This window comes from Limnohabitans rimovensis (SeqCode), from assembly GCF_965234775.1.
Classification (GTDB): Bacteria; Pseudomonadota; Gammaproteobacteria; order Burkholderiales; family Burkholderiaceae_C; genus Limnohabitans; species Limnohabitans rimovensis.
This window is the reverse complement of the sequence record NZ_OZ248562.1, coordinates 702,909-725,683: the sequence shown is the minus strand read 5'-3', so window position 1 is coordinate 725,683 and position 22,775 is coordinate 702,909. Positions and strand designations below refer to the sequence as shown.

Genomic DNA, 22,775 nt, shown 5'->3' with positions numbered 1-22,775 from the left:
GTGGATGGGCAAATAGATAATTAAATCAGGGCCGAATCCAAGGTTCCTGCATTCTTCAAAGCCTGAACCCATACCGGCGATTTGCCACGCCCGGTCCAAGTTTGCGAAGCATCGGCAGGGTTTTTGTATTTGGGAGCCACTTTTCCACGTGGGCCAGCCTTTTTGACTGCACCCGCGACTTTGGTTTTGGCTGATTTCTTTTTACCACCGCCCATGGCCGCAGAAATATCAGCAGCAGACAAACCTGCATCCTTGGCGATTGCAAGAATTTTCTCAATGGCGCGTGTATGGGTACGGGTTTGCAAGGCTTTTTCGCGCTTTTCAAGGGCTTCACGCTCTTTGCGCAATTTGGCGAGTTGTGATGCAACAGAAGTAGCCATGTTGAATATGCTCCTAAATAAAGTTAAATTGAAATTAATCCCATCTCATTATGAGATTCAGGGTTTATTTTACAACAATAAAAATCAATGATTTTTATCACGAACGCATTACAACAATTATTTTTGGGCCTCTGCGCCATACGGTCCTATCTGGCTCGATTAATGGACGCTCAGAAATGGGCCGTTGAACAAGCATCATTGATCGCCCAAAAAGGTATAAATTCTCGCCAGCAAAAGAATGTCGCAGGTCAGATATTCACGTCAATGAGGCATGGCAGTGGCATGTGAAAGGCCATTGATTTTCAAAATTTCTGTTTTAAGTGATCTTAAATAATTATTCTTCGAATCATTTGATTTTAGAAATTCGGTTTCTGGAGGGGGTTATTCTGATGTCCCCGTATCAAGAAATGTGGATTCAAAAAATATCGACTTTGATTTGTTATCAACCAGACGACCCAACCTGCGATCATTTCAACACCACTTGAGCGATATAGATCGAATCCGACATTTTGGGTAAGATAACGCCTTTCATTTGGGATCATCGACATGAGCACGTTTGCAACGCAATTGAAGTCTGAAATCGGACGCATCGCAAAAAAAGAGACGCGTGCTGAAACAACTGCCCTCAAAAAATCCAATGCGCAATTTCGCTCAGACATCGCCGCTCTTAAACGGCGGTTGAGCGTGCTCGAGAGCCTGACCAAGAAGCTTCACAAACAAATTCCCTCAACGCGCCCATCTGAAGCGACCAATGCGACCGAGAGCCTTCGCTTTCGGGTTAGCGGCTTTGCCGCGTTGCGGAAAAAACTGGGCCTCACAGCCAACGAAATGGGGGCACTGATCGGGGTCAGTGGTCAATCAATATACAAATGGGAGCAGGGCAAGGCCAAGCCCCGTGCCAGTCAACTCAAAGCCATTTCTGCCGTGAGAAAAATGGGCAAACGTGAAGTCGAGAAAGTTTTGGCGTCAAATTAATCTTGCCAGCCGGATGCATCTGTCTTTTCGCAAGAACATTTCATGGCAACTTCATCCGTGGAATCAAGCGCCATCCCTCATGCACTGAGAAACTTTTCAATCACTTCCGGGTTTTGCATCAAACTGGCCGGAGTATCGTGAAACTGCACTCGGCCCGCTGACATGATGTAAATGCGGTCTGCCACATGGCTGGCCAACATGGCGTTTTGTTCAATCAATAAAACCGTGAGGTTCAAGGCCCGCATTTTTTGCAAGGTCTCGCCAATTTGCTGGATCACGATGGGCGCCAAACCCAAAGAGGGTTCATCGAAAATGCAAAATTTGGGGTCCCCCATCAAGCCCACTGAAACGGCAACCATCTGTTGCTGACCGCCAGACAAGGTGCCCGCATATTGATTTCGGCGCTCTTTGAGAATGGGAAACAATTCGTAGCAGTTGTCCATCAACTGCTTGCGTCGTGTTTTGCTTGTCAAAGAATAACCACCCATCAATAGGTTTTCCTCCACCGACATTTGGGGGAACAGCCCACGGCCCTCGGGCACCAATGACAAACCTTGGCGAATCAATTCATGCACAGGCCTATCCAAGGTGGATTGCCCCAAAAAGCTCACACTGCCTGAGGCGGGCTTCACCAAGCCCGTAATGGCCCTGACAACAGAACTTTTACCCGCACCATTGGGACCAATGACGCCCACAATTTCACCGGCTTTGACTTCGATGCTGATGCGATCACACGCCAAGAATGGGCCATATCTGATCACCAAATCTTTGACCTCAAGCATGCTGAGCCCCCAGGTATTCGTCCACCACGCGCTTGTTTTTCAAAATATCCAATGGGGGGCCATCCGCCACTTTTTCGCCAGCGATCAACACCATAACCCGATCGGCCAACTCTTTGATCACCCGCATGGTGTGTTCAATCACAAAAATAGAACAACGTGCCTTGAGTTGTTTGAGCAACTGAATCATCTCAATCACTTCAGTCACAGCCAAACCCCCAACCGGTTCATCAAGCATGATGAGCTTGGGTTTGAGAACCAAGCGCATCAACAACTCCAATCGACGCTGCTCAAACAAGGTTAAGCTGCCAGCACTCTTTCCCAAGACGTGATCAAGCTTCAGCCAATCCAGCAATTCGCTCAACTCTGCCTGATCCAAACCCCTGTGGTTCAGCAACAAACGAGCGTTATCGATGTTCTGCTGGGTCGACAACGATGAGAAAACACGCACAGCCTGATAAGTTCTGCACAAACCAATCGCCGCGAGTTGATGTGGGTTTTTCCCAGCAATATCGATGCCGTCAAAAGTGAGGCTGCCCATGTCAGGTTGGACATGGCCGCTGACGATATTGACAAAGGTGGTTTTACCCGACCCATTGGGCCCAATCATGCCCAGGGTCTCACCGACCACTGAGTGTCCTTCTACCTGTCGCAAAGCAGCGACACCACCGAAGCTTTTGGACAATCCATTGACATCAAGCAGCTTCATACCCGTTGCTCCTGCACCTTGTCACCATCACTGGCCACGTGGGCTTGACGTGAACGCCAAGCCACATAAGCACCATAAATGCCGCCTGGCATCATCAAGGTCACCACAATGATGAGCACGCCCGACAAAATATCTTTGAACGCTTGCAAATCTTGCAGCAAGAATGGAATGGGCGCCAAAATCGCTGTGCCAATGATCGGCCCCGCAATCGTGGCTCGGCCACCAAAAGCCACAAACAACCAGATGTTCATGGACACCAACACATCGTAGGCGCGGGGTGATATGAAGCCCACATAGGCTGCATAGAAGCAACCGCCAATGCCCGCGTACAAAGACACGATGAAAAAGGCAATGATTTTGCAGCGGACAACCTGGATGCCAAGTCCTTCGGCGAGCACATCATCTTCACGAATGGCCACAAATCTTTGCCCCAATGGTGTTTTGACCAGCCAAGCGCAAAAAAGCACCCCAGCAACCGCCACCACGGCCAACATCATGTCCATGCCCAAACCAGTGAGCTCCCCGCCAAACCAGTCTGGCGGAGCCACTTGATTGATGCCTGTGTCGCCGTTGGTGTAGGTGGGGAAAAATATAAATGCCAAGGTCAAAACCGTCTGGATCACCAAAGAGCACAAGGTGAAATAAAACCCTTTGAGTCGCAACGACGGCAAGCCCAAAGCCACACCCACAGCAGCTGCCAACAGGGAAGCCACCGGCATGGCGAGCCAAAACGACCAACCCAACGTGCGGGTGAAATGAACCATCGCATAACCGGCCACCCCCGCCACGCCAGCAAACATCAGCGGCATCAGACCCACATAGCCGTACATCAAATTCATGCCAGTGGCCCACAACAAACTGATGAAGGTCATGCCCAGCACAAAGGCAAAAAATTTATTGCCCGATGCCGCCAATGGAAGCATCAGCGCCATGAGTACGAATAACCCAATGATGGTTTTGGAATGCAACTTCATCGTTTGAACAACCCACTGGGACGGAACAAGAGAATCACCAACATCGCTCCCAAATATGAAAAGGTCGCTGCGGTGGGACTGGCAAAAATACTCACAATGGCTTGGGTAAATCCAAACGTCATTCCAACCACCAAGGCCCCGATGACAGAGCCAGGGCCACCGATGATCATGATGGCAAAAGCCGTGATGGACATGGTCCAAGCCACGGTCAAATCAAAGCTGTATGCCAAGGCGAACAAGATGCCGCCCAAGAAAATAATGGTGGAGCCCAAGACAAACGACAGGCGGTAAATGGAGCGGACGTCGACACCTCTGAGCGCTGCCGCTTCGCGATTTTGAAACACCGCCCGCAAGGCTCGGCCATAAGGGTGGTAGCGCAGCAAGGCAAACAAAGCCACCAAAACAAATAAGCTGACAACCATCACCAGCAAACGGTTGTTGGACAAAGGGAAAGGCCCCAACATGGATATTCCGTCAACCACAGGGGGCAGGCTGAATTGATCGCTCCATTTGGCATAGGTCAAGGAAAAGATGCCCGTCATGATCTGTGTCATGCCCAGAGTCACCACAAAATAAGCCACATTTCGGTTCGGCGTGTCATATAAGCGGCGGATCAAAATCCACTCCAGCAAATACGATAAGCCAATTCCCAAAACAATCACGGCAATGGCCGCCAGCCAACTGCTCCACCCCAAAGAGGCGGTAAAGGTCCACGCCACCAAAGACGCAAGCAAGAAGAATTGCCCGTTGCTGGCGTTGGGAAGCCACACACACCCATAAACAATGGTCACGCCAGCTGCAACCAATGAAAAAATAGCCCCCAGGATCAACCCTGTCGACAGTGTCGAGAGCAGTATCAGCAATTGCGCATCGGTCATCAAAATTCCTTGTGGTCCATCACCGTCTGGGCAGTCACACGCTTTCCAGCGAGGGACTGCCCATCAGAGTTGTTACTTCACCAGGTCATAAACGGGAATCACCTCGGGATCCCATTCGATGTAATAGCGCTGTTTCGATTGATAAGTGCGCTTGCCATTGACCGATTGGATTTCCATGAAATACATGTACTCTTTGCGCGCACCATTTTTATCAAACTCGATGGGCACCCCAGTGGTGTGTTCCTTGGTCTTCAAAGCCGATAAGGCATTGCGCAACTTTTCGCGGTCATCAGCGGTACCCGCTTTTTCAATGGCTTCTTTGAAAATATAAGGGGTGACATAACAGTAGTTTTCAACATATGAAGGCGGGCGACCGTTGGCGGCATCAAAACGGCTGATGAAGTCTTTGCCCTCTTTGGTCAGGGCATCAATGCCATGGTCGAAAAAGGTGCCATAAATGGAACCCACACTTCTAGAGCCCCAGCCAAAAACCTGAGTCGTGATCCCATAGGGGTGGATGATTTGCTGCGGCTTGATACCCAAATCCAACAATTGATTGGTCAATACGTTGTCAAAGGCGCCGGCACCACTGACGATGACGTAGTCAGGATTGGATGCACGCACTTGAGCGGCTTGCACCGTCGCATCGCTGGAGCCTTGTGGAAACAAAATATCCGAAACGATGCTCAGTTTGGAGCGTGGTGCTTGGTATCTGAAACCCGCCATGATGGCGCGCATCAGAGCCGCATCCGAGTGCATCAAGGCCACTTTGGCGCCAGGCTTGACCTGTTCGATGTATTTGGCCATCGCATAACCCCAACCAGCAGCATCGGGCTCAATGCGGAATGTGTATTTGGTACCAGGCTTGGTCAATTGAGGGAATGCGGCCACCGGAACCAAGAATGGCAATTTTTGCTGCTCGGCATAACCATACATGGCCAAGGCCACATCCGAGCTGGTGGGTCCGCTCAAAGCCAGCACTTTATCGTTCACATCCAAATTGCGCGATGCCGCCAGGGCTTGTGAAGAGTTGGTTTGGTTATCGGTGACGATGAACTCCAAAGGACGCTTGAGCACACCGCCAGCTTTGTTGATTTCATCAGTCGCCATTTTCAAGCCGGCCACGCAGCTGGTACCGAAAAAGGTCCAAGGTCCGGTCAGCTCAGTGACAAAACCGATTTTGATCGGGTTGCCTGATTGCGCTTGCGCACCACCCGTGCACAACGCCGCAGCGCTGAGGGCAATGGCCGCGGCCAGTGGGTGAAAGAAGGTTTTTTTCATGGCTGTCTCCTGGGTTAAAGGTTCTGGACTTGCGGGGGAAATTCTGTCAATGGGCCGTTTTGTACATCGGTGGCATTGATTGGGACTTGGCATCCATGGGCCAAATCTCACCCAAACGCGCTACTGTGGCCATGAGCAACGAGGCATGGGCTTCTAGTTCTGGTTGGGACATGCGAGAGGTGGGTGCAGCCACGCTGACCACCCCCACGCAATGGCGCTCACCGGTGAGCTTCAAAATGGTGATGGGTGCGGCTATGGCACGCACCCCCAACTCATTTTCTTCATCGCTGGTGGCAAAACCTCGCACTTGGCATTGCTTCAAATCGGCCTCAATGGCCATGCGATCGGTCTTGGTGTGAGGGGTCAAAGGCTCCAGCCCCTCGCGCAACAAAATCGGCCAAACCTGATCGATCGGCAATTGCGCCAACCACGCTTTTCCAGCCGCATGGGTGTTGTAACCAATGCTGAGTCGGTAGTTGGGGTCGATGTGCAAGCTTCGGCGCGCGCCAGTGAAGGCCAAAACCCATGTCAAACGCTGTTCGGGTTCAACCACGGCCAAGCGCACCAACTCACCGGTTTCATTGGCCAACTCGCGCAAGACACCATTGGTTTGGTCCAGCACCCGGGTTTGCGACAGCTTGCGCAAGCCCAAATTGCTCAATTTGTACGTCAGGTGGTAAGTTTCGGACGTGTCATCCCGGTACACATAAGCGGCATGCCGCAACTCATCAAGCAAACGCAAAGCAATGGCTTTGTTCACCTCGAGTTGGCGGGCCAAATCTGCCAAACTCCAGCCGCCCTCGCCTTCACCCAGCAACTCCAGCAGGCGCAAACCACGTCGCAACGACAAAACGCCGCCGGGCAATTTGCCACCATCGGCATCGGTCGCAAACGGCTCCAAATGCCGGGTGCGCAGTCGCTGAACGCGGGGTTTGTCCATCAGCTGCAGCAACGATCCACCAGCAAACCGGCAGCCCGGACTTCGGCTTGGAATTCGCGCGCCTCGAAAGAAAACAAAGCCTGGTGGGGCGAGCTTTGACGCACGCGGCGCGACAGTTGGGGGTCGGTGCCCCCGGGGTCTGTGGCTTGGCTGGTGTAGGGCTGATCCACGGGCAAATGATTGGCCCGCATGTAGTCACGCAATTCAGCGGTGGCCGTGGCTTGGGCGCGGCCTGTTTTGGCATCGAGCACCACCCCATACAACTTGTGCGCCATCTCGCCACTGACATACCCATTGCGCACATCGTCTTCCACGCTGCTGGTGTTGCGCTCGGTGGGAGTCCCGTAGCCGCCGCCGCCGCCCGAACGCAAGGTCCAAGCATCTCCACTGCGAAGGGTCTGCGAAAACACTTTGCCGGTTTTGTACACCACCTCTTCTTCGCCCTTGCGTTGAATGCAAACTTCGTTGCCAAAGGCAGACAGGCCGCCAAACAAGCCCCATGGGCGGCATTCGACCCGTTCAATTTGTGTATTGAACATGATGTCGGACATGACCCGGATGGTTTGCTCGGTGCCCAAACCGCCTCGGAATGTGCCGGCCCCGCCCGAATCCGGTCGCAGTTGGTATTTCTCCACCAGCAAGGGGTATTTGGCTTCTACTTGCTCGGATGGTCCATTGTGGGTATCGCCATCGTTGATGGCAATGGTGGCGCTCATGCCATCTTCGTTGAATTTGGCCCCCCAGCCGCCGCCAATCAGTCCACCCAAATACAGGAACAGTCGGTTGTCTGCCGGTTGCCGACCGTGAATAGAGGCAATCACCAGATCAGCATGGTGGCCGGCAATGACCCGCTCAGGGATGGCCGGCGCCAGGGCACGAAAGACGGTGTCGACCACGGTCATGGGAAAGGTCATCCACCACCGCATGGGTGCCGGCCTGCGCGCGTTGACCACCTTGCCCTCGGGCAAGATCACTTTGAGCGGGCGAAAACAGCCATCGTTGATAGGCAACTCATTGGGCGCCATCAAGCATTTGAAAGCCACTTGTGCACAAGCAATGCCCGCTGACTCGCCCGAGTTGTAAAACCCGCGCACCTGATCACTGACACCCGACAAATCGATGGTCATTTCATCGCCAGCCACCGTGACTTTGACGCGGATGGCAATGCGCTTGCCCATGTCAACCCCGTCATCGTCCAAAAACGACTCGGCCTCGTAAACACCATCGGGAATGGCAGCCACCAGGGCACGAGAACCTGCTTCGCCTTGGTCAAAAATACGCTCGATGGCCTGAACCACAGTGGCGTGGCCATATTTGTGCAACATCTCCAACACGCGTCGCTCACCTGTTTTGACGGCAGCGATCTGCGCGCGCAAATCACCCATGGCGCGCTCAGGAATGCGCACATTGATTTCAATGATTTGGAAAATTTCCGCATTCGGTACGCCCTTGCGGTAAATCTTGACGATCGGCATTTGCAGGCCTTCGGAGAAGATGTCGAAGGTCATGCCATCCAGCGTGCCGCCGATGTCCTGCCAATGCGCCATGCAAGCGGAAAAACCAACGATTTCACCTTCGAAGAACACGGGCACCACAAAGGTCATGTGGTTGAGGTGACTGCCGGTGATGTAAGCATCGTTGGTCAGCAACACGTCGCCATCCTCAATTTGGTCGTAACCAAAATGGGCAATCATGCGTTTGACCGTGTTGCTCATGCCTCGGATGAACATGGGCAAACCAATGCCAATCGACACCGTGTTGCCTGCACGATCAAAGATGCCCACCGTGAAATCCAGGGCTTCGTAAATGATCATGTTGTAGGCGGTTCGCATGAGGTTGGACTTCATCTCCTCGGTCGCAGCCACCATGCCATTGCGAATGATTTCAGTGGTCACCGCATCAATTTTGTGCGTTTCAGCCATGGTTATTCACCTCAATGATCAAGTTACCAAACCCATCCACTTCCACGCGGTCACCAGGCATGACCACGGTGGTGGATGCATATTCCTCGATAAGGCATGGCCCGTCGATTCGGTTGCCCGTCTGGAGATGGTCGCGCTGATAGACATCCGCCTCTTGCCAACCTGTTTCTGCCGTGAAAAAAATCGGTCTTCGGGCTGGCTTGACCTGGGGCTGGGTCGAGCCTGCCGCCAACTTGGCCAACTCAGGCTTGGGCATGTGGCCCACCACAGAAGTTCGAATACTGACAATTTCTGCTTTTTCCGCATCGGAGCTGTAACCATAGCGCTGCAAATGCACCGCATCAAACAAACGCTTGATTTCCCCCTTGTTGCCTTGCTCAAAAACCTGGGTGGGAATTTCCACGGTCACGGCATGCTCTTGCCCGACATAGCGCATGTCCAAAGCCCGCTCGACATGGATGTCTCCCACCCGCACAGCGGCTTGGCGAATTTCAGCTTGCCCTTGCTGCTCCATCTCGCTGCACAAGCGGTTCACCAGATCGAAATCCAACTGGTCCAGAGGCAAAAAACGGGTTTTCACATAGTCGCGGCGCAAATCGGCGACCAACATGCCATAGGCAGAAAAATGCCCTGGCGCATTGGGAATGATCACTTTGGGCATTTGCAGTTCCCGCGCCACCAAGACCGCATGCAAGGGACCGGCGCCACCAAAGGCGACCATCGGAAACTCACGGGCGTCCAATCCGCGCTCTGTGGTCACCCGTTTGACCACCGATGACATGGTGGAGGCCGCAATGCGGATGATGCCTTCTGCGGCCTCCTCCAGCGACATGCCCAGGGGGTCGGCGATGTGCTCACGCAGTGCCGCTTGGGCAAGGGCCAGATCGAGGTGCATGTCGCCACCCAAGAACCGCGTGGCTGACAAGCGCCCCAAAATCAAATTGGCGTCGGTCACCGTGGGTTCGGTACCGCCCAAGCCATAACATACCGGGCCTGGCACGGAGCCAGCACTTTGCGGCCCCACGCGCAAGGACTTGCCCGCCGCCAAACGGGCAATGCTGCCCCCACCGGTGCCCACCTCTTGGATGTCAATCATCGGGATTTGCACCGGCAAACCTTCGGTATACCCGCCAATCATCGAGGTGGTGGTCATCATCACGTCGCCGCGCAAAATCACGCCCGATTTGGCGGTGGTGCCCCCCATGTCAAAGGCAATGGCATCTTGCAAGCCAATGCGCCGGCACAAATCTCGGGTCGCAATCACGCCGGCCGCCGGCCCTGACTCCAGCATGCGGATGCATTCGCGTCCGGCAGCATCCGCGTCGTACAAGCCCCCGGTGGACTGCACGATGAGAAAACCACCTGCAAACTTTTTGGCCGCCAAGTGATCCACAATTTCCGTCAAATACGACGACACCCGGGGGCCAATATAGGCATTGGCGGCAATGGTGGAGGTGCGCTCGTATTCGCGGTATTCCTGAGACAACTCATGCGAAGCCGACACAAACAAATGGGGGAAGCGCCGGCTGAAATAGGCTTTGGCGGCCACTTCGTGGGCCGGGTTGCGGTACGAATGCATGAACATGATGGCAATGGCCTCGACCCCTTCGGCGGCCATGCGATCGGCCACTGCCGCCATTTCAGACTCCAGCAATGGCTTGAAAACTTCGCCGCTGACCAGCAGTCGCTCATCCACTTCATAGCGCAAAGCCCGATCAATCAAGGGGCGATGCTTGCGAAAAAACAGGTTGTAAGCCTCGGGCCGGTTGATCCGCCCAATTTCGTACATGTCACGAAAGCCTTTGGTGGTGACCAAGGCCGTTTTGGCCCCGGTGCGTTCCAACAAGGTGTTGATCGCCACCGTGGTTCCATGCAAAAACAAGTTCGCCTGCTCAAAACCCGAACCCGATTTGAGAACCCCCTGGTTAATGCCTTCGATCAAATGGGCCGGCGTGGTCAAGCATTTGCCCAAACGGATGCCGCCATTGGACTCGTCAAAAATGGCTATATCGGTGAATGTTCCGCCCACATCGGCGGCAATACGGGCAGTGGCGGCTGAGCTCAAATCAAAGACTCCAAGCATCCAAGTGAGTTGAAGCGGACATCGCTCAACCCCAAGACAATGAAGAAAAATATAACAGCGTTACCTTTTGCCAAGTATGGGGCTTACCCGAGTCGATACACGCGGGAGGCCGTGTCGTGCCAAACGGCTTGCTGTGTGGACTCCGGGTAATCCCTGAGGCATTGGTGCATCACATCCACCAAGTGGGCATATGAAGTCCACAACTTTTCCACCGGAAAATTGCTGCCAAACATGCAGCGCTCAGCACCAAACAAGGACAAAGTTTCTTGAACGGTGGGTTGCCAAATGTCCACATCGCAGCGGCGCGCAAAGGTGCTGAGCGCCGACAATTTGGTACAGACGTTGGGGCAATCGGCCAAGTTTTGCACGCCTGTTCGCCAAGCGCGCATGGTTTCGGGTGCAAAGTCAACCAACATGCCAGCATGCAGCAACACAAAGGTCTGTTTGGGAAATTGGCGCACCAACATAACGGCATCGGCCATCTGGCTGGGAAACACCTGCAATTCAAAAATCAAGCCACGCTCTTGCACTTGGGCCAAACCACGCTGCCACTGCGGATCCATAAAGGCATCTGGCGCAGGGGCAAAACGGTAGAGCGGGTTTTGATGCCAATGCAGTTGTTGGCGCACCCCCCGAAACCCAGGGTGGGCCATTTGCGCATCAAGCAAGCGCCCTACCTGAGGATCAGCCAGATTGGCGTAACCAATGATGGCGTGGGGAAAATGGTGCTGATTGGACACAGATTGAACCCAGGCCACCTCGTCCAAAGCCCCGGCTTCGGGCCAGTTGGCTTGCACATAGACCGACTTGACCACGCCGCATGGGACCATGTCTTGGCGAAACTCATCGATCAAGTAATCCCTGCGAATGGCCTCATATTCACCAAAGATGCGCGGCAACATCGGGCCGCTGAGCCAGGGCAAATCGGCTTTGCGCCACAAGTGGTGATGGGCGTCAACAATGGGTATCTGCATGGGTTGAAGAGAGTCTGTTCTTGAAGAAAATGCCCCCATCATGCGTTCAGAGCACCGACGGCAGCCAAGTGGCCAATGGGGGGTACATGACCAGGGCCAACAAGAGCAAGATGTCTGCGTATAAAAAAGGCATCACGCCTTTGAAAATCGTTTGCAAAGGAACCTCGGGGTTTTGACTTTGAACCACGAACACCGTTAGCCCTACCGGCGGTGAAATCAGCCCCACGGTGGACATGACGGTCACAAACACGCCAAACCAAATGGGATCAAAGCCAATGCTTTTGATCAAGGGCAACAACACGGGCACTGTGATGAGCAAGGTGCTGACCTCTTCCAAAAAGGTGCCCAAAATCAAATACAAGGCCACGATGGCCAGGATCACCATCCAAGGGGACCATTCCCAACGTTCCACCAAATTGACCAAAGAAACCGGGAACTGGGTCAGCACAATCAAGCGAGAGAAAACGAATGCGCCGATGACGATGAAAAACAGCATGGCCGAGGTTTGCACGGTCTCCACCCCAGCCTCCCAAATACCACGCCAGCCCAAGCTTCGCGTCGCCACACCGATCACAACGGCCGTGAAGGAGGCCACAGCTGCAGCCTCCGTGGGGCTGAACCAACCCAGGTAAATACCGACAACCGCCAATACAAAAAGCACAGCGAGCTTCCAAACCCCGATCAATGCCTTCAGGCGTGAGCGCCAAGACAAACTGGGCGTCAAAGGCATCTTCTCTGGGTGGAGCTTGGCCAAAATGACGATGACCAATACATAAGCGATGGCCAACAAAATACCCGGAATCATGGCGGCTGCGAAGAGTTTGGCGATGGGCTCTTCGGCCACCAGGGAATAAATCACCAAAATAAGCGATGGCGGAATCAGAATGCCCAAGGTGCCAGCCGATGCCACCGCCCCAGTGGCCAGTTCCATGTCGTAACCATAACGGCGCATTTGCGGAATGGCCACTTTAGAGAAGGTGGCCGCCGTGGCAATGGAGGAGCCACAAATCGCCGAAAAAGCCGCGCAAGAGCCAATGGTCGCCGCCGCCAATGCACCCCGCACCCCACTGAAAACTGCATTGGCTGCATCAAACAATTCGCTGGACATATTGGCGCGCGAAGCCACCGCGCCCATGAAAATGAACAAGGGCACCACGGTGAAGGAGTAAGCCACGCCAGGATTGGCACCCGTGAGTTCATAAGGCACAGATGCCAGCGTGCGCAAGGCCACGCCCCAACCTTGCGAGGCCGCATAACCCAAGGTCCCGCTGATGAGCAAGGCCATGGCAATGGGCACCCGCAAAAACATCAATACCAATAAGCCCGCCACAGCCAGCAGGCCAATGATTTCAATGTCCATGTTCGTCCTTGGCCGACGCAGGCTCTGTGCCCAGCCACATTTGGAGCATCACCACCAACAAAGACAAAAGAATTCCCAGCCAAGCCGGGGCCATGAACCAGATCTTGGGAATTTGCAAGTCGGCACTGGTGTCGCCAAAAGAGATCACGTCCAGCATGGGTTGCCACATGTGCCAAACCAGAACCACTAACACGATGGCATTGAATACCGTCGCCACGCGTTGCAAGGCAAAACGCCACTGGGGTAAATGGTCGTCAATGATGTCCATGGTGATGTGTGCACAGCGCCAAAAAACGCCTGGCAATGCAAAGAAGAAGGCCCCACCCAAAGCCAGCTCAACCATTTCGGTCACACCGGTCATGGGTTTGTCCACAAACTTGCGCATGGTCACGTCGGTGATGGTGAGCAACACCATCACCAACACCATGAGGACAGCCAAGCTGTCCAAGACCAACAAGCCCTTTTGAACCCCGTCTCGCGCCTTCATGCCTGCCGCCGACCCGAGACTTCAAATGACAAGTGTTGCAAAAGCTTTATGCCCAAAAGTTCTTGGACGTTTTGGCATGCTTTTCAGCCAAGACCTTCATCAGGTTGTAGACCGAACGAGCCGGCAAGCCCTTGGCCTCCATGGCCTTTAAATTGGACTCGGTGATGTCAGCGCCAATCTTTCTCAGCTTGTCATCTTCGGCCTTGGCCAAACGAATGCCCTCACCACCGCCATCCATCATGGCTTTTTTGCCGGGGACATCCAAGGCGTCCCAGCCTTGTCCGATCTCACGTTCGATGCCGGTCACGGATTCGGTGATCATGGCCTGCAAGTCAGGCGGCAATTTGGCGAACCATGCCTCGTTGGCAACCACCGCAAAACTGGACACAAAGCAATACATCTCAGTGGTGAATTTGCAGATACCACCCAGTTTCCAGGCAATGCCGGCACCACCGTAGTCGGTAAAAGCACCATCGAGCGTGCCTTTTTGAAGCTGCTCGGCCACTTCAGTCGGCGGCACCCCCACAGGCGTTGCCCCCAGAGCTGCGATGAACTCTCGAATGGCCGGCGTGGAAAATCGCAATCGCTGACCTTTGAAATCATCCAGGTTGCGAATGGCCTTTTTGGTGGTGTGAACGCTGCCAGGTTGGTGGGTGAACAAAAACATCACCTTGGTCCCACGGTGCTCAGCATCCAAATACTTGGCGCGCAACTCTGGATCGTTGAGCACCTTGATGCCAATCTCGGCACTGCCCACCAGGTAAGGCATATTGACAATTTCGGTCAGCTGAAAGCGACCCGGCGTTGAGCCATGCAAGAAGAAAGACATTTCTGCCGTGCCATCGCGGGCGAAATCAAAATGCTTGGGCGTGGGCCCCATTTGCGCGCCGGGAAAGTGTTTAAAGCTCAGTCGTCCATTGGATTTTTTCTCCAAGGTCTCACCCCACTTCACCAACCACTGTGACTGAAAGTGTTGAGGGCCGACAAAGTTGGCCACTTTGACTTCGAACTTTTGCTGCGGCAAAACGAGTGATGGAAAGGCCACCATGCCCGTCGCCACTGCACTGCGGGTCACCCATTGGCGTCTTGAGATTGTCATTTCGTCTCCTTGAAATCAGTTAATCGACCGATATAACCAGTTTCAGTTTATCAACCATGTGCCATAGCTGAACACGGGTAAACCAGAACCAAGGTTGAAGAAGGTGGCAGACATCAGTTGTGTTCACGACGGCACATGGCGACGCCAAAACAACATCCAATGGACTGGCCGCGGGCCCGTTGAAAGCCATCAATCTTTGAAGGCTTCCACCTGGATCATCAAGGTCACTTCGTCACCGATCACGGGGAGATAGGCCTTCATGTCAAAGTCGGAACGCTTGATCGACCCGGATAAATTTCCACCGCATTGATCTTTTTTGCTGCGCGGATGTTGGCCACAAGCGAAATTGGTGAAGGTGAGTGTGACGGGCCGGGTCACACCCATCAGGGTCAGGTCTCCGGTCACACTGGCAGGCTTATCGTCCTTGAAGGTGAACTGAGACCCTTTGAAGGTCATGAGGGGAATTTGTTCAGCGTTGAAAAAGTCTTTGCCCCTGACCACACTCTCCATGAACGCATGTCCTGATGTGAACGATGCGGTCTGAATGGTCACTTCCACGCTGCCCGTGCGCGCCGAAAAATCGAGCACTGCCTTACCGGCTGCTTTGGTGAACATGCCGACGTGATTCGAAAACCCGTTGTGGTTAATTGAAAACCTCGGTACGGTGTGGTCGGGATCCAACGTGTAGGCCACTGGCGCAGCAAGTGCACCCCAACAGCCACCCGTTACCACCGCCGAAACAACCAATTTTGCAAGGCTATTCATATTTGTGTCTCCAAGTTGAATTATTTTTTAAAAACCAGTTTGAATCGCACTGACACCTCATTGGCAACAACGCTGGTATCTGCCCAAGCGCCATCACCCACCTTGAATGGCACCCTTTTGAGGGGCACATCTCCTTCAAGAACCAAAGCAGCCCCCTCGATGCGGCTGCGAAAACTCACCACCACATCATGGACCCCACCCTTGAGGGTCAATTTCCCGGGGGACTCGTATCGACCTGGGGCAAGCATTTTTCCACCCGTCACCACGATGCTGGCGACAGGAAATTGTCGGGTGTCAAACCATGATGAGGTCTGAATATCCTGATTCCACCCCTTGTCTCCCAAGTCCACGCTGGTCATGTCGATGTCGACGCGGGCCTTGGTGCTTTCTGGCTTGGTGGGTACAAAGGTGGCTTGAGCAGAAAACTTGTTGAATTTACCAACGCCAGGCACCCCTTGTTGTTGGAACCCAAAGCTGATTTCGCTGCGTTCTGTGTCCACCGTTTGGGCTGCAAAAACGGCCTGTGAAGCAATGCCAAGCAGGAGCAAAAAGATGAATTTGGCAACAACCATCCAATTCATCATGTGTCGCGGAAACCCCTGGGGTTCGGCGAGCGATGGCCGATCATTCATGACCAAAACTTAACTTTGGGAAGCATTCTGTGCATGACACCATCCTTGTCCCACCAGTGATGTTTCAGCGCCGCGGCCATGTGCAAAAAAATAAGCACCATCAGCAGACGCGTTAAAACAAAGTGTACTTGCTTCAAGGCAGTGGCCAAGTCCGGGTCTTTTTGAAGCAAATCAGGCAGTTGCAGCGCAGGTTGGCCAAAAGGCACGGTGGGGACTCCGGCCGCCGATGAATAAATCCACCCACTCAAGGGAACCACAAATAGGAGCACATACAAAAGGCTGTGGGACAAAAAGGAGGCATTTTTTTGCCAGGTGGGCATGCCGCTTGGCAAAGCAGGCGGGGGATTGAACTGCCGGTAAAAGAACCGAACCACCACCAGACCAAAAATCGTCACACCCAGCCATTTGTGATAAGCGTATGTATTGATTTTTCCAGGGCTGAAGTCCATCCCCACCATGCGCAAACCCATGGTAAAACTGCCGATCAACAGCAGGGCAATGAGCCAGTGAAGCAAGATGGCCAGCATGGGGTAGCGATGCAATGTCATGGGTTCAATCAAAAATGATTGCTGTTTACACCGATTGGATAATATCAACGAAGTCCTAAACTGTCCCTTGACCGATTCTCTTGAGTTGATCTGTCTATTTCATTTTTTATCCGCACCTCACAAAGGCACCCCATGAAATTTGGCATCAATTTTTTCCCTTCTTTCAGACCCAGCGACAGCAGCACGGCTGACTACTATCAGCAATGCATCACCTTGGCCGAGGCCGCAGACCGGTTGGGCTTTCACAGCGTTAAAACGGTCGAGCATTCGTTCTACGACTACGGCGGACATTCGCCCAACCCCAGCGTCTTTTTGTCTGCATTGGCCGTGCGCACGCAACGCATCCGCGTGATGACCGGCGCGGTAATTCCTGCGTTTCACCACCCTGCGCACTTGGCCGGTGACTTGAGCATGCTTGACAACATGAGCCGAGGCCGGTTGGATGCAGGTTTTGGTCGGGCTTTTTTACCCAAAGAGTTTGAGGTGTTTGGTGTGCCCATGGAGGAAAGCCGAGCGCGGTTTGAAGAGGCCATTGGCATGATCAAGCAACTGTGGACCCAAGACCGCGTCCAAACACGGGGAAAGTTTTGGCACCTCGACGATGTGCACCTCATGCCCAGGCCTTTTCAGCAACCACACCCACCGATTTGGATCGCGGCGATTTCGTCTGAAGAATCCTTCACCTATGCGGCGCGCAATGGCTTCAACGTCATGATCGTGCCCTACGCAGGCAAGCCCGGCACCTTGCAGGAATACGTCAAGATGTACCGCCAAATGTGGGCGGATTCAGGCCACGCACCGGGTGCCGAACAAGTGCAAATGTCACAGTTTTGCTGCATCTCACGCTCTCGCGACCAGGCCCGGGAAGGTTTTGAGCGCATCATGACGCGCTACTTGGAAACCTTTGCCGAGGCGGTGCAGTCTTGGGAGGGCAAGACCTCTGACCAATACCCTGGCTACGACAAAATGGTGGCCAACATTTTGGCCATGACGCCCCAAAAAATCATCGACAACAAAGCCGCATATGTGGGCACCCCGCAAGACATGATCGAGCAGGTGCAAGCCAACTTGGATCAGTTTGGCGTGGTGGAGCCATCGATGCAAATCAACTTTGGTGGCAATCGCACCGAAGATGCCCTTCAAACTTTGGATTTGATCGCCAATGAGGTCATGCCGCACTTTGCGCACATCGACCCGCCCATGCACAAGCCCATCTCGAAGGCGGCTTGAAACTTTTCAGCTAGGTCGCAACGGGCGCAAGCGCCGAGGAAAAACTCAATGCGACAAAGCCGCGAAGGTCGCCATGGGGTGGTGCACATTGCCGCCGCTGAAGGGGGGAAAGCGGTGAAAGTCTGCCCGCATGTCGTTGATCACTGGGGAGAGTAAAGCCGCGCTCAGCGCCTGGGCGTCGGCAAACACGACCTTATTGCGCTGCATGAAGTCCACCCTGGGACCCGGCAATCCGCCGATCCAATCCACGCGGGTATAGATTTCGATGCCTTGGATGCCCGGGAAGGTTTGCATGATGCCTGGGTGGCTGGTCAGGTAATGGGTGTTCCAGGCATTCAGATCATCGGCCTGCCCGGGGTAATGCACCAGGTAAGTGGACGAACGGGTACCGGCCGACACGGGGGTGGGATAACGGCGGTTGAGCATCAATTGCTGCTGCACCACCCGCCCGCCTTGGCCCATCATGGCCAGCAACTGGGGCAACGCCTGGTTCAGCGCCCCATGCGGCATCAACCAAGCTTCTAAATCCTCGGGTTGGTCGGCATACAACTGCCAAGCCAAATGTGGGGATTTTTGATCGTCTGGAAAAGCGTGCGGCGTGTCTGCTGGCAACGGCGTGTGGACCAAGGCCTGGGTTAAACCGGCCAACTCCGCCAAGCCACGCCCCATGTCCACCGGAATCCGACCCAACGGGTCAGGATGGACTTGTTCAAACTCAAAATATGCAAAAAAACAATATCTCATAAAGGGCAGTCACCATCAGCAAAGCCCCAAAGGGCCATTGAACAAAACAGAAACAGTCCCGCTCAATCAGGTCCTGCATTGGCGTATTGTCAATCAGCCGCCACGCTATATTCATCGAACCCGCGTTCATTGGCTTAAACCCAACCGTGCAGTTGGTTGGCTAGGGCTGGGATGGATGGGGTTCAGATGACGCGAATAATGCGCCAACCCCGGTCCATCTTTCGAAACACAAACTTCCGATCCAACTTTCTAGAACGCACCAAGTAGTAACTGAGCACCCGGATGCTTTGGGCCTTGCGCGCATCATCACAGTAAATGCTCTCGCCAACCTCCAAAGCTTGGAGGGTGCTGACATGGTCCTGCTGTTTGATGTGCTGCAGGTTGACGCGCTCAATGATCATGGTGTGTTTTTTGGGGTGCAGGCTGGAATCGACACCGAACCTGCCAACTTGAGGAGTCTTTTTCTTTTTTTGGTGCCATGGCCAACCACTCACCATCGAACAAGTGCTGGCCCCCATGCATGAAGACGGGGTTGAGCGATGCATCCTTGTTACCGTGTCTTGCACCACCATTGCCCAATTTCGAAATCGCAGCGTCCAGGCAAGCAGGCTGGGGCTGAAGCGATAAAGCCTCAGGCCGCAGGCGGCGCCGACTGGCGCATGGATGGGCGCCGTGCAAAGCCCTCGTACCAGGCACCCAGGACGGGGTTTTGGGCGCGCCAATTTTCTTCTGACAAGCGCAAATCGATCCAACCCAAAGCGGCAGCGGCGGCAATTTCGCCCAGGGTGACCTGCTCGCCACTGCTGGCAATGTCTTGGTTGAGAACGCGAAGGCAATGGCGCACCTTGACCCACTGTTGGGCCAGGTACTCGGGCCACTGTTTGGCCGCATCGCGCAACAACTCGGTGCGCACCAACACGCCCGCTTGAATCAAGCCATCGGCCGTGGCGTTCATGCGCAGGCTGCGCAGACGCTGCGCTGGGTCGGTGGGGATGAGGCGCACAGCTGGCTGGACCTGATCAAGGTACTCGACGATCACCGTTGAGTCGTAAACAGCCATGCCTTCGGGGGTGACCAAGGTGGGGATTTTTCCCGTGGGGTTGATCATGATCAGCTCTTCATTGGTTTTCCCAGCGCTCACGGTGGTGGGAATCAACTCCATGTGATCGAGCATGCCCTTTTCAATCGCCGACACCACAACCTTGCGAACAAAAGGAGAAAAGGGTCCGTGCATCAAACGCATCTTGGGGGCGGTCATGGCCAACTCCTGGGGCTTAAAAAGAGGTCCATGGTAACCAGAGCAGACCCCTTTGAGCCTCACCACAGTCATCCACACGACTGGCAAACCCACTGACTTGGTTCGCAAAAGGACAAGTGCGCTGGGCGTGACTGCGCTCTGAGCCCCAGCCGATTACAGTGCGCTTGCTTTGACCCATCCCACACCCTCCCCCTCTGGGCCCACTGCGGCCCAAAAGCGCGCCATCTTTTTGCTGTCCCTGGCGACCTTTTCCAGCATGGCGGTACAGCGCATGTGTGATGCCATGCTGCCCGATTTATCCCGGGTCTTCGATGCGCCGTTGTCCATGGTGGGCCATGTGATTTCTTTTTACGCCGTGACCCACGGTTTGATGCAATTGATTTATGGCCCGTTGGGAGACCGCTGGGGCAAATACCGCGTGGTGATGATCACCACCTTGGGCTGCAGCGTTGGCGCAGTCTTGTCCGCCATCAGCCAAGATCTGGACCAATTGGTCGTGGCCCGTATCCTGACTGCGGTGTCCTCGGCGGCCATCGTGCCGCTGGCTTTGGCCTGGGTGGGCGACCAAGTGCCCTATGCACAACGGCAAGAAACCCTGGCCCGGGTGGGCCTGGGCACCATGTTGGGCATCACAGCGGGGCAGTGGCTGGGCGGCTTGATCACCGACAACCTGGGCTGGCGCTGGGCTTTTGTGGCCATGTCTGCGCTGTTTGCCAGTGTGGCGGTGCTGCTGTGGCGCGAAGAAAAACAAGTCGCTGCTGCCAGTCCACCCCCACCGGCCGGTGCCAGCTTTGTGCAACAAACCGCTGAGGTTTTTCGCACCACCTGGGCTCGCAAAGTGCTGTTGATCGCTTTGCTCGAAGGCGCGACTGTTTTTGGCTTGCTCACCATCACGGCCGCCCATTTGCACCACAGCCATGGCCTGTCCCTGAGCATGGCGGGCGGCACCAGCGCCTTGTTTGGGTTGGGTGGGGTGCTTTTCATGGCAACGGCCAGGCCCACCATTCAGCGCTTGGGCGAGGTGAACATGGCCCGCACGGGTGGGGCACTGTTGGTTTTGTCGTTTGGGGTGATTGCTTTTTCACCCTGGTGGGCCTTGGCCGTTCCAGCTTGTTTTTTCACCGGCTACGGCTTTGCCATGTTCCACAACACCTTGCAAGCCAAAGCCACCCAAATGGCGCCCCAGGCCCGTGGGACCGCAGTCACCTTGTTTGCCAGCGGCTTGTTTTTGGGTCAGTCGATCGGCGTGAGCACCGTGACCCACTGGGTCGACCGGCTGGGCTCAGCCCAAGTGATGGCCGTGGCCGATGCGTGCTTGGTGGGGGTGGTGCTGTTTTTTGCCCATCAACTCAAGCGGCGCAATGCCACTGATTTAGATCGGGTTTGACACTTCACCTTGTCTGGCGAAAAGCCAGGCATGGATATTAAAGCCGGCGCAAGGGTTTGCCCGAGGCAATCCAAACTGTTTTTTGATTTCCAAAAGTGGAAGTTTGATAGACTACACCGCCCATTTGCAATGACCTGTGGGTCGTTCCATCGCTTGCTTTAGGAGACTTCATGAAATTCAATGCGTCCATTTGCGCCGGTTTGGTGGCCACGCTGCTCAGCGTTGCCACACCTGCTTTGTCACAAACCATCAAAATTGGTTTCATCAGTTCTTACAGTGGCGCTGCCGCTGCCCAGGGCGACCAATTAGATAAGGGCGTCAAACTGTTCATGAAGCTGAATGGGGACAAACTGCCCCCTGGCGTCAAGGTCGAGTTGATCACCCGTGACGACACCGGCCCCAACCCGGATGTGGCCAAGCGCGTGGCCCAAGAGCTGATCGTGCGCGACAAGGTGCAATTCCTCACCGGCTTGGTCTGGACCCCCAACATGGCCGCCATTGCTCCCCTGACCACCGAAGCCAAAGTCCCCTTTGTGAGCATGAATGCGGCGGGTGCTCGCATCATGAACAACGCACCTTACATGGCCCGGGTGTCCTTCACCCTGTGGCAATCTTCATATCCGTTGGGCCAATGGGCGGCCAAAAAATACAAGCGCGCCTATACAGCGGTGAGTGATTTCGCCCCCGGCCACGAAGCCGAAGAAGGCTTCATCAAGGGCTTCAAAGAAGGTGGCGGCGAAATTGTCGGCAGCTTGCGCGTTCCTCTGGCCAACCCCGACTTTGTGCCCTTCATGCAGCGCATCAAAGATGCCAAGCCAGAAGTGGTGTTTGGCTTCAACCCTGCGGGCAAAGCGGCGACTGGCATGATGAAAGCCTATGCTGACCTCGACCTGGCCAAAGCTGGCGTCAAGTACATCGGCACGGGTGACATCGTGACCGATGACGAACTGCCCAACATGGGTGATGTCGCCTTGGGTGTGACCACGGTTCACCACTACTCGGCCCATTCGGACCGCCCAGCCAATAAGGCTTTTGTCGCCGCCTACAAAAAGGAATTTGGCGAAAACCTCAACCCCAGCTTCATGGCTGTGGGTGCCTGGGACGCCATGGATGCCATCTTCCATGCGATCCGCGAACAAGGCGGCAAAGTGGACCCTGACAAAACCATGGAAGCCCTGAAGAAATGGCGCAACCCCAATAGCCCCCGTGGCATGGTCTCCATCGACCCTGAAACCCGTGACGTGATCAACCCCGAGTACCTGCGCGAGGTGCGCAAGGTTGCTGGCAAGTTGGCCAATGTCGAGTTGGAAACCCTCAGCACCGGCCTCAAAGACCCCATGAAAGAAGCCGACAAGAAGAAATAAAGCCCT

Annotated in this window: 23 protein-coding genes; 4 read left to right on the top strand and 19 right to left on the bottom strand. The window is 54.5% G+C overall.

Annotated features, from left to right (window positions below):
• Positions 1-20: 20 nt before the first annotated feature.
• The gene (locus AC8GFZ_RS03530; RefSeq protein WP_506642389.1) at positions 21-380 is read right to left on the bottom strand and encodes an H-NS histone family protein; all 360 of its coding nucleotides are present in this window, start codon (positions 378-380) and stop codon (positions 21-23) included.
• A 546-nt stretch (positions 381-926) separates the two neighbouring features.
• Between AC8GFZ_RS03530 and AC8GFZ_RS03525 the strand changes: the two genes are divergently transcribed.
• Entirely contained in the window at positions 927-1,355 is a 429-nt protein-coding gene (locus tag AC8GFZ_RS03525) for a helix-turn-helix domain-containing protein (protein ID WP_506642387.1), read from the top strand.
• A gap of 77 nt (positions 1,356-1,432) precedes the next feature.
• On the opposite strand, the gene AC8GFZ_RS03520 is transcribed toward AC8GFZ_RS03525, so the two are convergent.
• The 15 genes from AC8GFZ_RS03520 to AC8GFZ_RS03450 all read right to left on the bottom strand — a co-directional run bounded on the left by AC8GFZ_RS03520 (position 1,433) and on the right by AC8GFZ_RS03450 (position 16,765).
• Complete coding sequence (locus tag AC8GFZ_RS03520; RefSeq protein WP_506642385.1) at positions 1,433-2,137, bottom strand: ABC transporter ATP-binding protein; 705 nt, start codon at positions 2,135-2,137, stop codon at positions 1,433-1,435.
• The gene (locus AC8GFZ_RS03515; RefSeq protein WP_506642382.1) at positions 2,130-2,843 is read right to left on the bottom strand and encodes an ABC transporter ATP-binding protein; all 714 of its coding nucleotides are present in this window, start codon (positions 2,841-2,843) and stop codon (positions 2,130-2,132) included. The genes AC8GFZ_RS03520 and AC8GFZ_RS03515 overlap by 8 nt, the downstream gene beginning before the upstream one ends.
• The gene (locus tag AC8GFZ_RS03510; RefSeq protein ID WP_506642381.1) at positions 2,840-3,817 is read right to left on the bottom strand and encodes a branched-chain amino acid ABC transporter permease; all 978 of its coding nucleotides are present in this window, start codon (positions 3,815-3,817) and stop codon (positions 2,840-2,842) included. Before AC8GFZ_RS03510 ends, AC8GFZ_RS03515 begins: the two co-directional genes overlap by 4 nt.
• Positions 3,814-4,695, bottom strand: a complete 882-nt coding sequence (locus AC8GFZ_RS03505) for a branched-chain amino acid ABC transporter permease (protein WP_506642379.1) — start codon at positions 4,693-4,695, stop codon at positions 3,814-3,816. The genes AC8GFZ_RS03510 and AC8GFZ_RS03505 overlap by 4 nt, the downstream gene beginning before the upstream one ends.
• Positions 4,696-4,767: 72 nt before the next feature.
• Entirely contained in the window at positions 4,768-5,976 is a 1,209-nt protein-coding gene (locus AC8GFZ_RS03500; RefSeq protein ID WP_506642377.1) for an ABC transporter substrate-binding protein, read from the bottom strand.
• Between the two features lie 46 nt (positions 5,977-6,022).
• Entirely contained in the window at positions 6,023-6,916 is an 894-nt protein-coding gene (locus AC8GFZ_RS03495; protein WP_506642375.1) for an IclR family transcriptional regulator, read from the bottom strand.
• On the bottom strand, positions 6,916-8,838 hold the full coding sequence (locus AC8GFZ_RS03490) for a hydantoinase B/oxoprolinase family protein (RefSeq protein ID WP_506642373.1): 1,923 nt from the start codon (positions 8,836-8,838) through the stop codon (positions 6,916-6,918). The genes AC8GFZ_RS03495 and AC8GFZ_RS03490 overlap by 1 nt, the downstream gene beginning before the upstream one ends.
• A complete protein-coding gene (locus AC8GFZ_RS03485) occupies positions 8,831-10,903 on the bottom strand; it encodes a hydantoinase/oxoprolinase family protein (protein WP_506642371.1) in 2,073 nt (690 codons plus the stop codon). Before AC8GFZ_RS03485 ends, AC8GFZ_RS03490 begins: the two co-directional genes overlap by 8 nt.
• A gap of 101 nt (positions 10,904-11,004) precedes the next feature.
• On the bottom strand, positions 11,005-11,895 hold the full coding sequence (locus tag AC8GFZ_RS03480; protein WP_506642369.1) for an amidohydrolase family protein: 891 nt from the start codon (positions 11,893-11,895) through the stop codon (positions 11,005-11,007).
• A 46-nt stretch (positions 11,896-11,941) separates the two neighbouring features.
• Positions 11,942-13,255, bottom strand: coding sequence for a TRAP transporter large permease (locus tag AC8GFZ_RS03475; protein WP_506642367.1), 1,314 nt, complete (start codon positions 13,253-13,255; stop codon positions 11,942-11,944).
• On the bottom strand, positions 13,245-13,742 hold the full coding sequence (locus tag AC8GFZ_RS03470; RefSeq protein WP_506642365.1) for a TRAP transporter small permease: 498 nt from the start codon (positions 13,740-13,742) through the stop codon (positions 13,245-13,247). The genes AC8GFZ_RS03475 and AC8GFZ_RS03470 overlap by 11 nt, the downstream gene beginning before the upstream one ends.
• Positions 13,743-13,788: 46 nt before the next feature.
• Positions 13,789-14,841 carry a TRAP transporter substrate-binding protein gene (locus AC8GFZ_RS03465; RefSeq protein ID WP_506642363.1) on the bottom strand — a complete coding sequence of 351 codons (1,053 nt, stop codon included), beginning with the start codon at positions 14,839-14,841 and terminating at the stop codon, positions 13,789-13,791.
• Positions 14,842-15,030: 189 nt separating this feature from the next.
• Positions 15,031-15,606 (bottom strand): YceI family protein, encoded by a 576-nt coding sequence (locus AC8GFZ_RS03460; RefSeq protein WP_506642361.1) that lies wholly within the window; start codon positions 15,604-15,606, stop codon positions 15,031-15,033.
• A gap of 20 nt (positions 15,607-15,626) precedes the next feature.
• Positions 15,627-16,190, bottom strand: a complete 564-nt coding sequence (locus tag AC8GFZ_RS03455) for a YceI family protein (protein WP_506642359.1) — start codon at positions 16,188-16,190, stop codon at positions 15,627-15,629.
• A gap of 44 nt (positions 16,191-16,234) precedes the next feature.
• Positions 16,235-16,765 (bottom strand): cytochrome b, encoded by a 531-nt coding sequence (locus tag AC8GFZ_RS03450; RefSeq protein WP_506644213.1) that lies wholly within the window; start codon positions 16,763-16,765, stop codon positions 16,235-16,237.
• A 153-nt stretch (positions 16,766-16,918) separates the two neighbouring features.
• Here AC8GFZ_RS03450 and AC8GFZ_RS03445 point away from each other — a divergent pair, with 153 nt between their 5' ends.
• Positions 16,919-18,016: an LLM class flavin-dependent oxidoreductase gene (locus AC8GFZ_RS03445; protein ID WP_506642356.1), complete on the top strand. Its 1,098-nt coding sequence runs from the start codon at positions 16,919-16,921 to the stop codon at positions 18,014-18,016.
• A gap of 45 nt (positions 18,017-18,061) precedes the next feature.
• Here AC8GFZ_RS03445 and AC8GFZ_RS03440 read toward each other — a convergent pair whose 3' ends face one another.
• The 3 genes from AC8GFZ_RS03440 to AC8GFZ_RS03430 all read right to left on the bottom strand — a co-directional run bounded on the left by AC8GFZ_RS03440 (position 18,062) and on the right by AC8GFZ_RS03430 (position 20,018).
• Positions 18,062-18,760 carry a hypothetical protein gene (locus tag AC8GFZ_RS03440; protein WP_506642354.1) on the bottom strand — a complete coding sequence of 233 codons (699 nt, stop codon included), beginning with the start codon at positions 18,758-18,760 and terminating at the stop codon, positions 18,062-18,064.
• A 182-nt stretch (positions 18,761-18,942) separates the two neighbouring features.
• Entirely contained in the window at positions 18,943-19,161 is a 219-nt protein-coding gene (locus AC8GFZ_RS03435; RefSeq protein ID WP_506642352.1) for a hypothetical protein, read from the bottom strand.
• A 230-nt stretch (positions 19,162-19,391) separates the two neighbouring features.
• A complete protein-coding gene (locus AC8GFZ_RS03430) occupies positions 19,392-20,018 on the bottom strand; it encodes a glutathione S-transferase family protein (RefSeq protein WP_506642350.1) in 627 nt (208 codons plus the stop codon).
• Between the two features lie 169 nt (positions 20,019-20,187).
• On the opposite strand from AC8GFZ_RS03430, the gene AC8GFZ_RS03425 reads away from it, so the two are divergent.
• Complete coding sequence (locus AC8GFZ_RS03425) at positions 20,188-21,405, top strand: MFS transporter (RefSeq protein ID WP_506642348.1); 1,218 nt, start codon at positions 20,188-20,190, stop codon at positions 21,403-21,405.
• A gap of 170 nt (positions 21,406-21,575) precedes the next feature.
• Positions 21,576-22,769, top strand: coding sequence for an ABC transporter substrate-binding protein (locus AC8GFZ_RS03420; protein WP_506642346.1), 1,194 nt, complete (start codon positions 21,576-21,578; stop codon positions 22,767-22,769).
• Positions 22,770-22,775 lie beyond the last annotated feature (6 nt).

Excerpts from the sequence above, each read along its gene's own strand:
- AC8GFZ_RS03430 (WP_506642350.1), bottom strand. The coding sequence starts at position 20,018 with ATGACCGCCCCCAAGATGCGTTTGATGCACGGACCCTTTTCTCCTTTT.
- AC8GFZ_RS03475 (WP_506642367.1), bottom strand. The coding sequence starts at position 13,255 with ATGGACATTGAAATCATTGGCCTGCTGGCTGTGGCGGGCTTATTGGTA.
- AC8GFZ_RS03455 (WP_506642359.1), bottom strand. The coding sequence starts at position 16,190 with ATGATGAATTGGATGGTTGTTGCCAAATTCATCTTTTTGCTCCTGCTT.
- AC8GFZ_RS03460 (WP_506642361.1), bottom strand. The coding sequence starts at position 15,606 with ATGAATAGCCTTGCAAAATTGGTTGTTTCGGCGGTGGTAACGGGTGGC.
- AC8GFZ_RS03465 (WP_506642363.1), bottom strand. The coding sequence starts at position 14,841 with ATGACAATCTCAAGACGCCAATGGGTGACCCGCAGTGCAGTGGCGACG.
- AC8GFZ_RS03440 (WP_506642354.1), bottom strand. The coding sequence starts at position 18,760 with ATGAGATATTGTTTTTTTGCATATTTTGAGTTTGAACAAGTCCATCCT.
- AC8GFZ_RS03510 (WP_506642381.1), bottom strand. The coding sequence starts at position 3,817 with ATGAAGTTGCATTCCAAAACCATCATTGGGTTATTCGTACTCATGGCG.
- AC8GFZ_RS03525 (WP_506642387.1), top strand. The coding sequence starts at position 927 with ATGAGCACGTTTGCAACGCAATTGAAGTCTGAAATCGGACGCATCGCA.
- AC8GFZ_RS03435 (WP_506642352.1), bottom strand. The coding sequence starts at position 19,161 with ATGATCATTGAGCGCGTCAACCTGCAGCACATCAAACAGCAGGACCAT.
- AC8GFZ_RS03450 (WP_506644213.1), bottom strand. The coding sequence starts at position 16,765 with ATGCTGGCCATCTTGCTTCACTGGCTCATTGCCCTGCTGTTGATCGGC.
- AC8GFZ_RS03515 (WP_506642382.1), bottom strand. The coding sequence starts at position 2,843 with ATGAAGCTGCTTGATGTCAATGGATTGTCCAAAAGCTTCGGTGGTGTC.
- AC8GFZ_RS03445 (WP_506642356.1), top strand. The coding sequence starts at position 16,919 with ATGAAATTTGGCATCAATTTTTTCCCTTCTTTCAGACCCAGCGACAGC.
- AC8GFZ_RS03520 (WP_506642385.1), bottom strand. The coding sequence starts at position 2,137 with ATGCTTGAGGTCAAAGATTTGGTGATCAGATATGGCCCATTCTTGGCG.
- AC8GFZ_RS03480 (WP_506642369.1), bottom strand. The coding sequence starts at position 11,895 with ATGCAGATACCCATTGTTGACGCCCATCACCACTTGTGGCGCAAAGCC.
- AC8GFZ_RS03500 (WP_506642377.1), bottom strand. The coding sequence starts at position 5,976 with ATGAAAAAAACCTTCTTTCACCCACTGGCCGCGGCCATTGCCCTCAGC.
- AC8GFZ_RS03490 (WP_506642373.1), bottom strand. The coding sequence starts at position 8,838 with ATGGCTGAAACGCACAAAATTGATGCGGTGACCACTGAAATCATTCGC.
- AC8GFZ_RS03505 (WP_506642379.1), bottom strand. The coding sequence starts at position 4,695 with ATGACCGATGCGCAATTGCTGATACTGCTCTCGACACTGTCGACAGGG.
- AC8GFZ_RS03470 (WP_506642365.1), bottom strand. The coding sequence starts at position 13,742 with ATGAAGGCGCGAGACGGGGTTCAAAAGGGCTTGTTGGTCTTGGACAGC.
- AC8GFZ_RS03530 (WP_506642389.1), bottom strand. The coding sequence starts at position 380 with ATGGCTACTTCTGTTGCATCACAACTCGCCAAATTGCGCAAAGAGCGT.
- AC8GFZ_RS03495 (WP_506642375.1), bottom strand. The coding sequence starts at position 6,916 with ATGGACAAACCCCGCGTTCAGCGACTGCGCACCCGGCATTTGGAGCCG.
- AC8GFZ_RS03420 (WP_506642346.1), top strand. The coding sequence starts at position 21,576 with ATGAAATTCAATGCGTCCATTTGCGCCGGTTTGGTGGCCACGCTGCTC.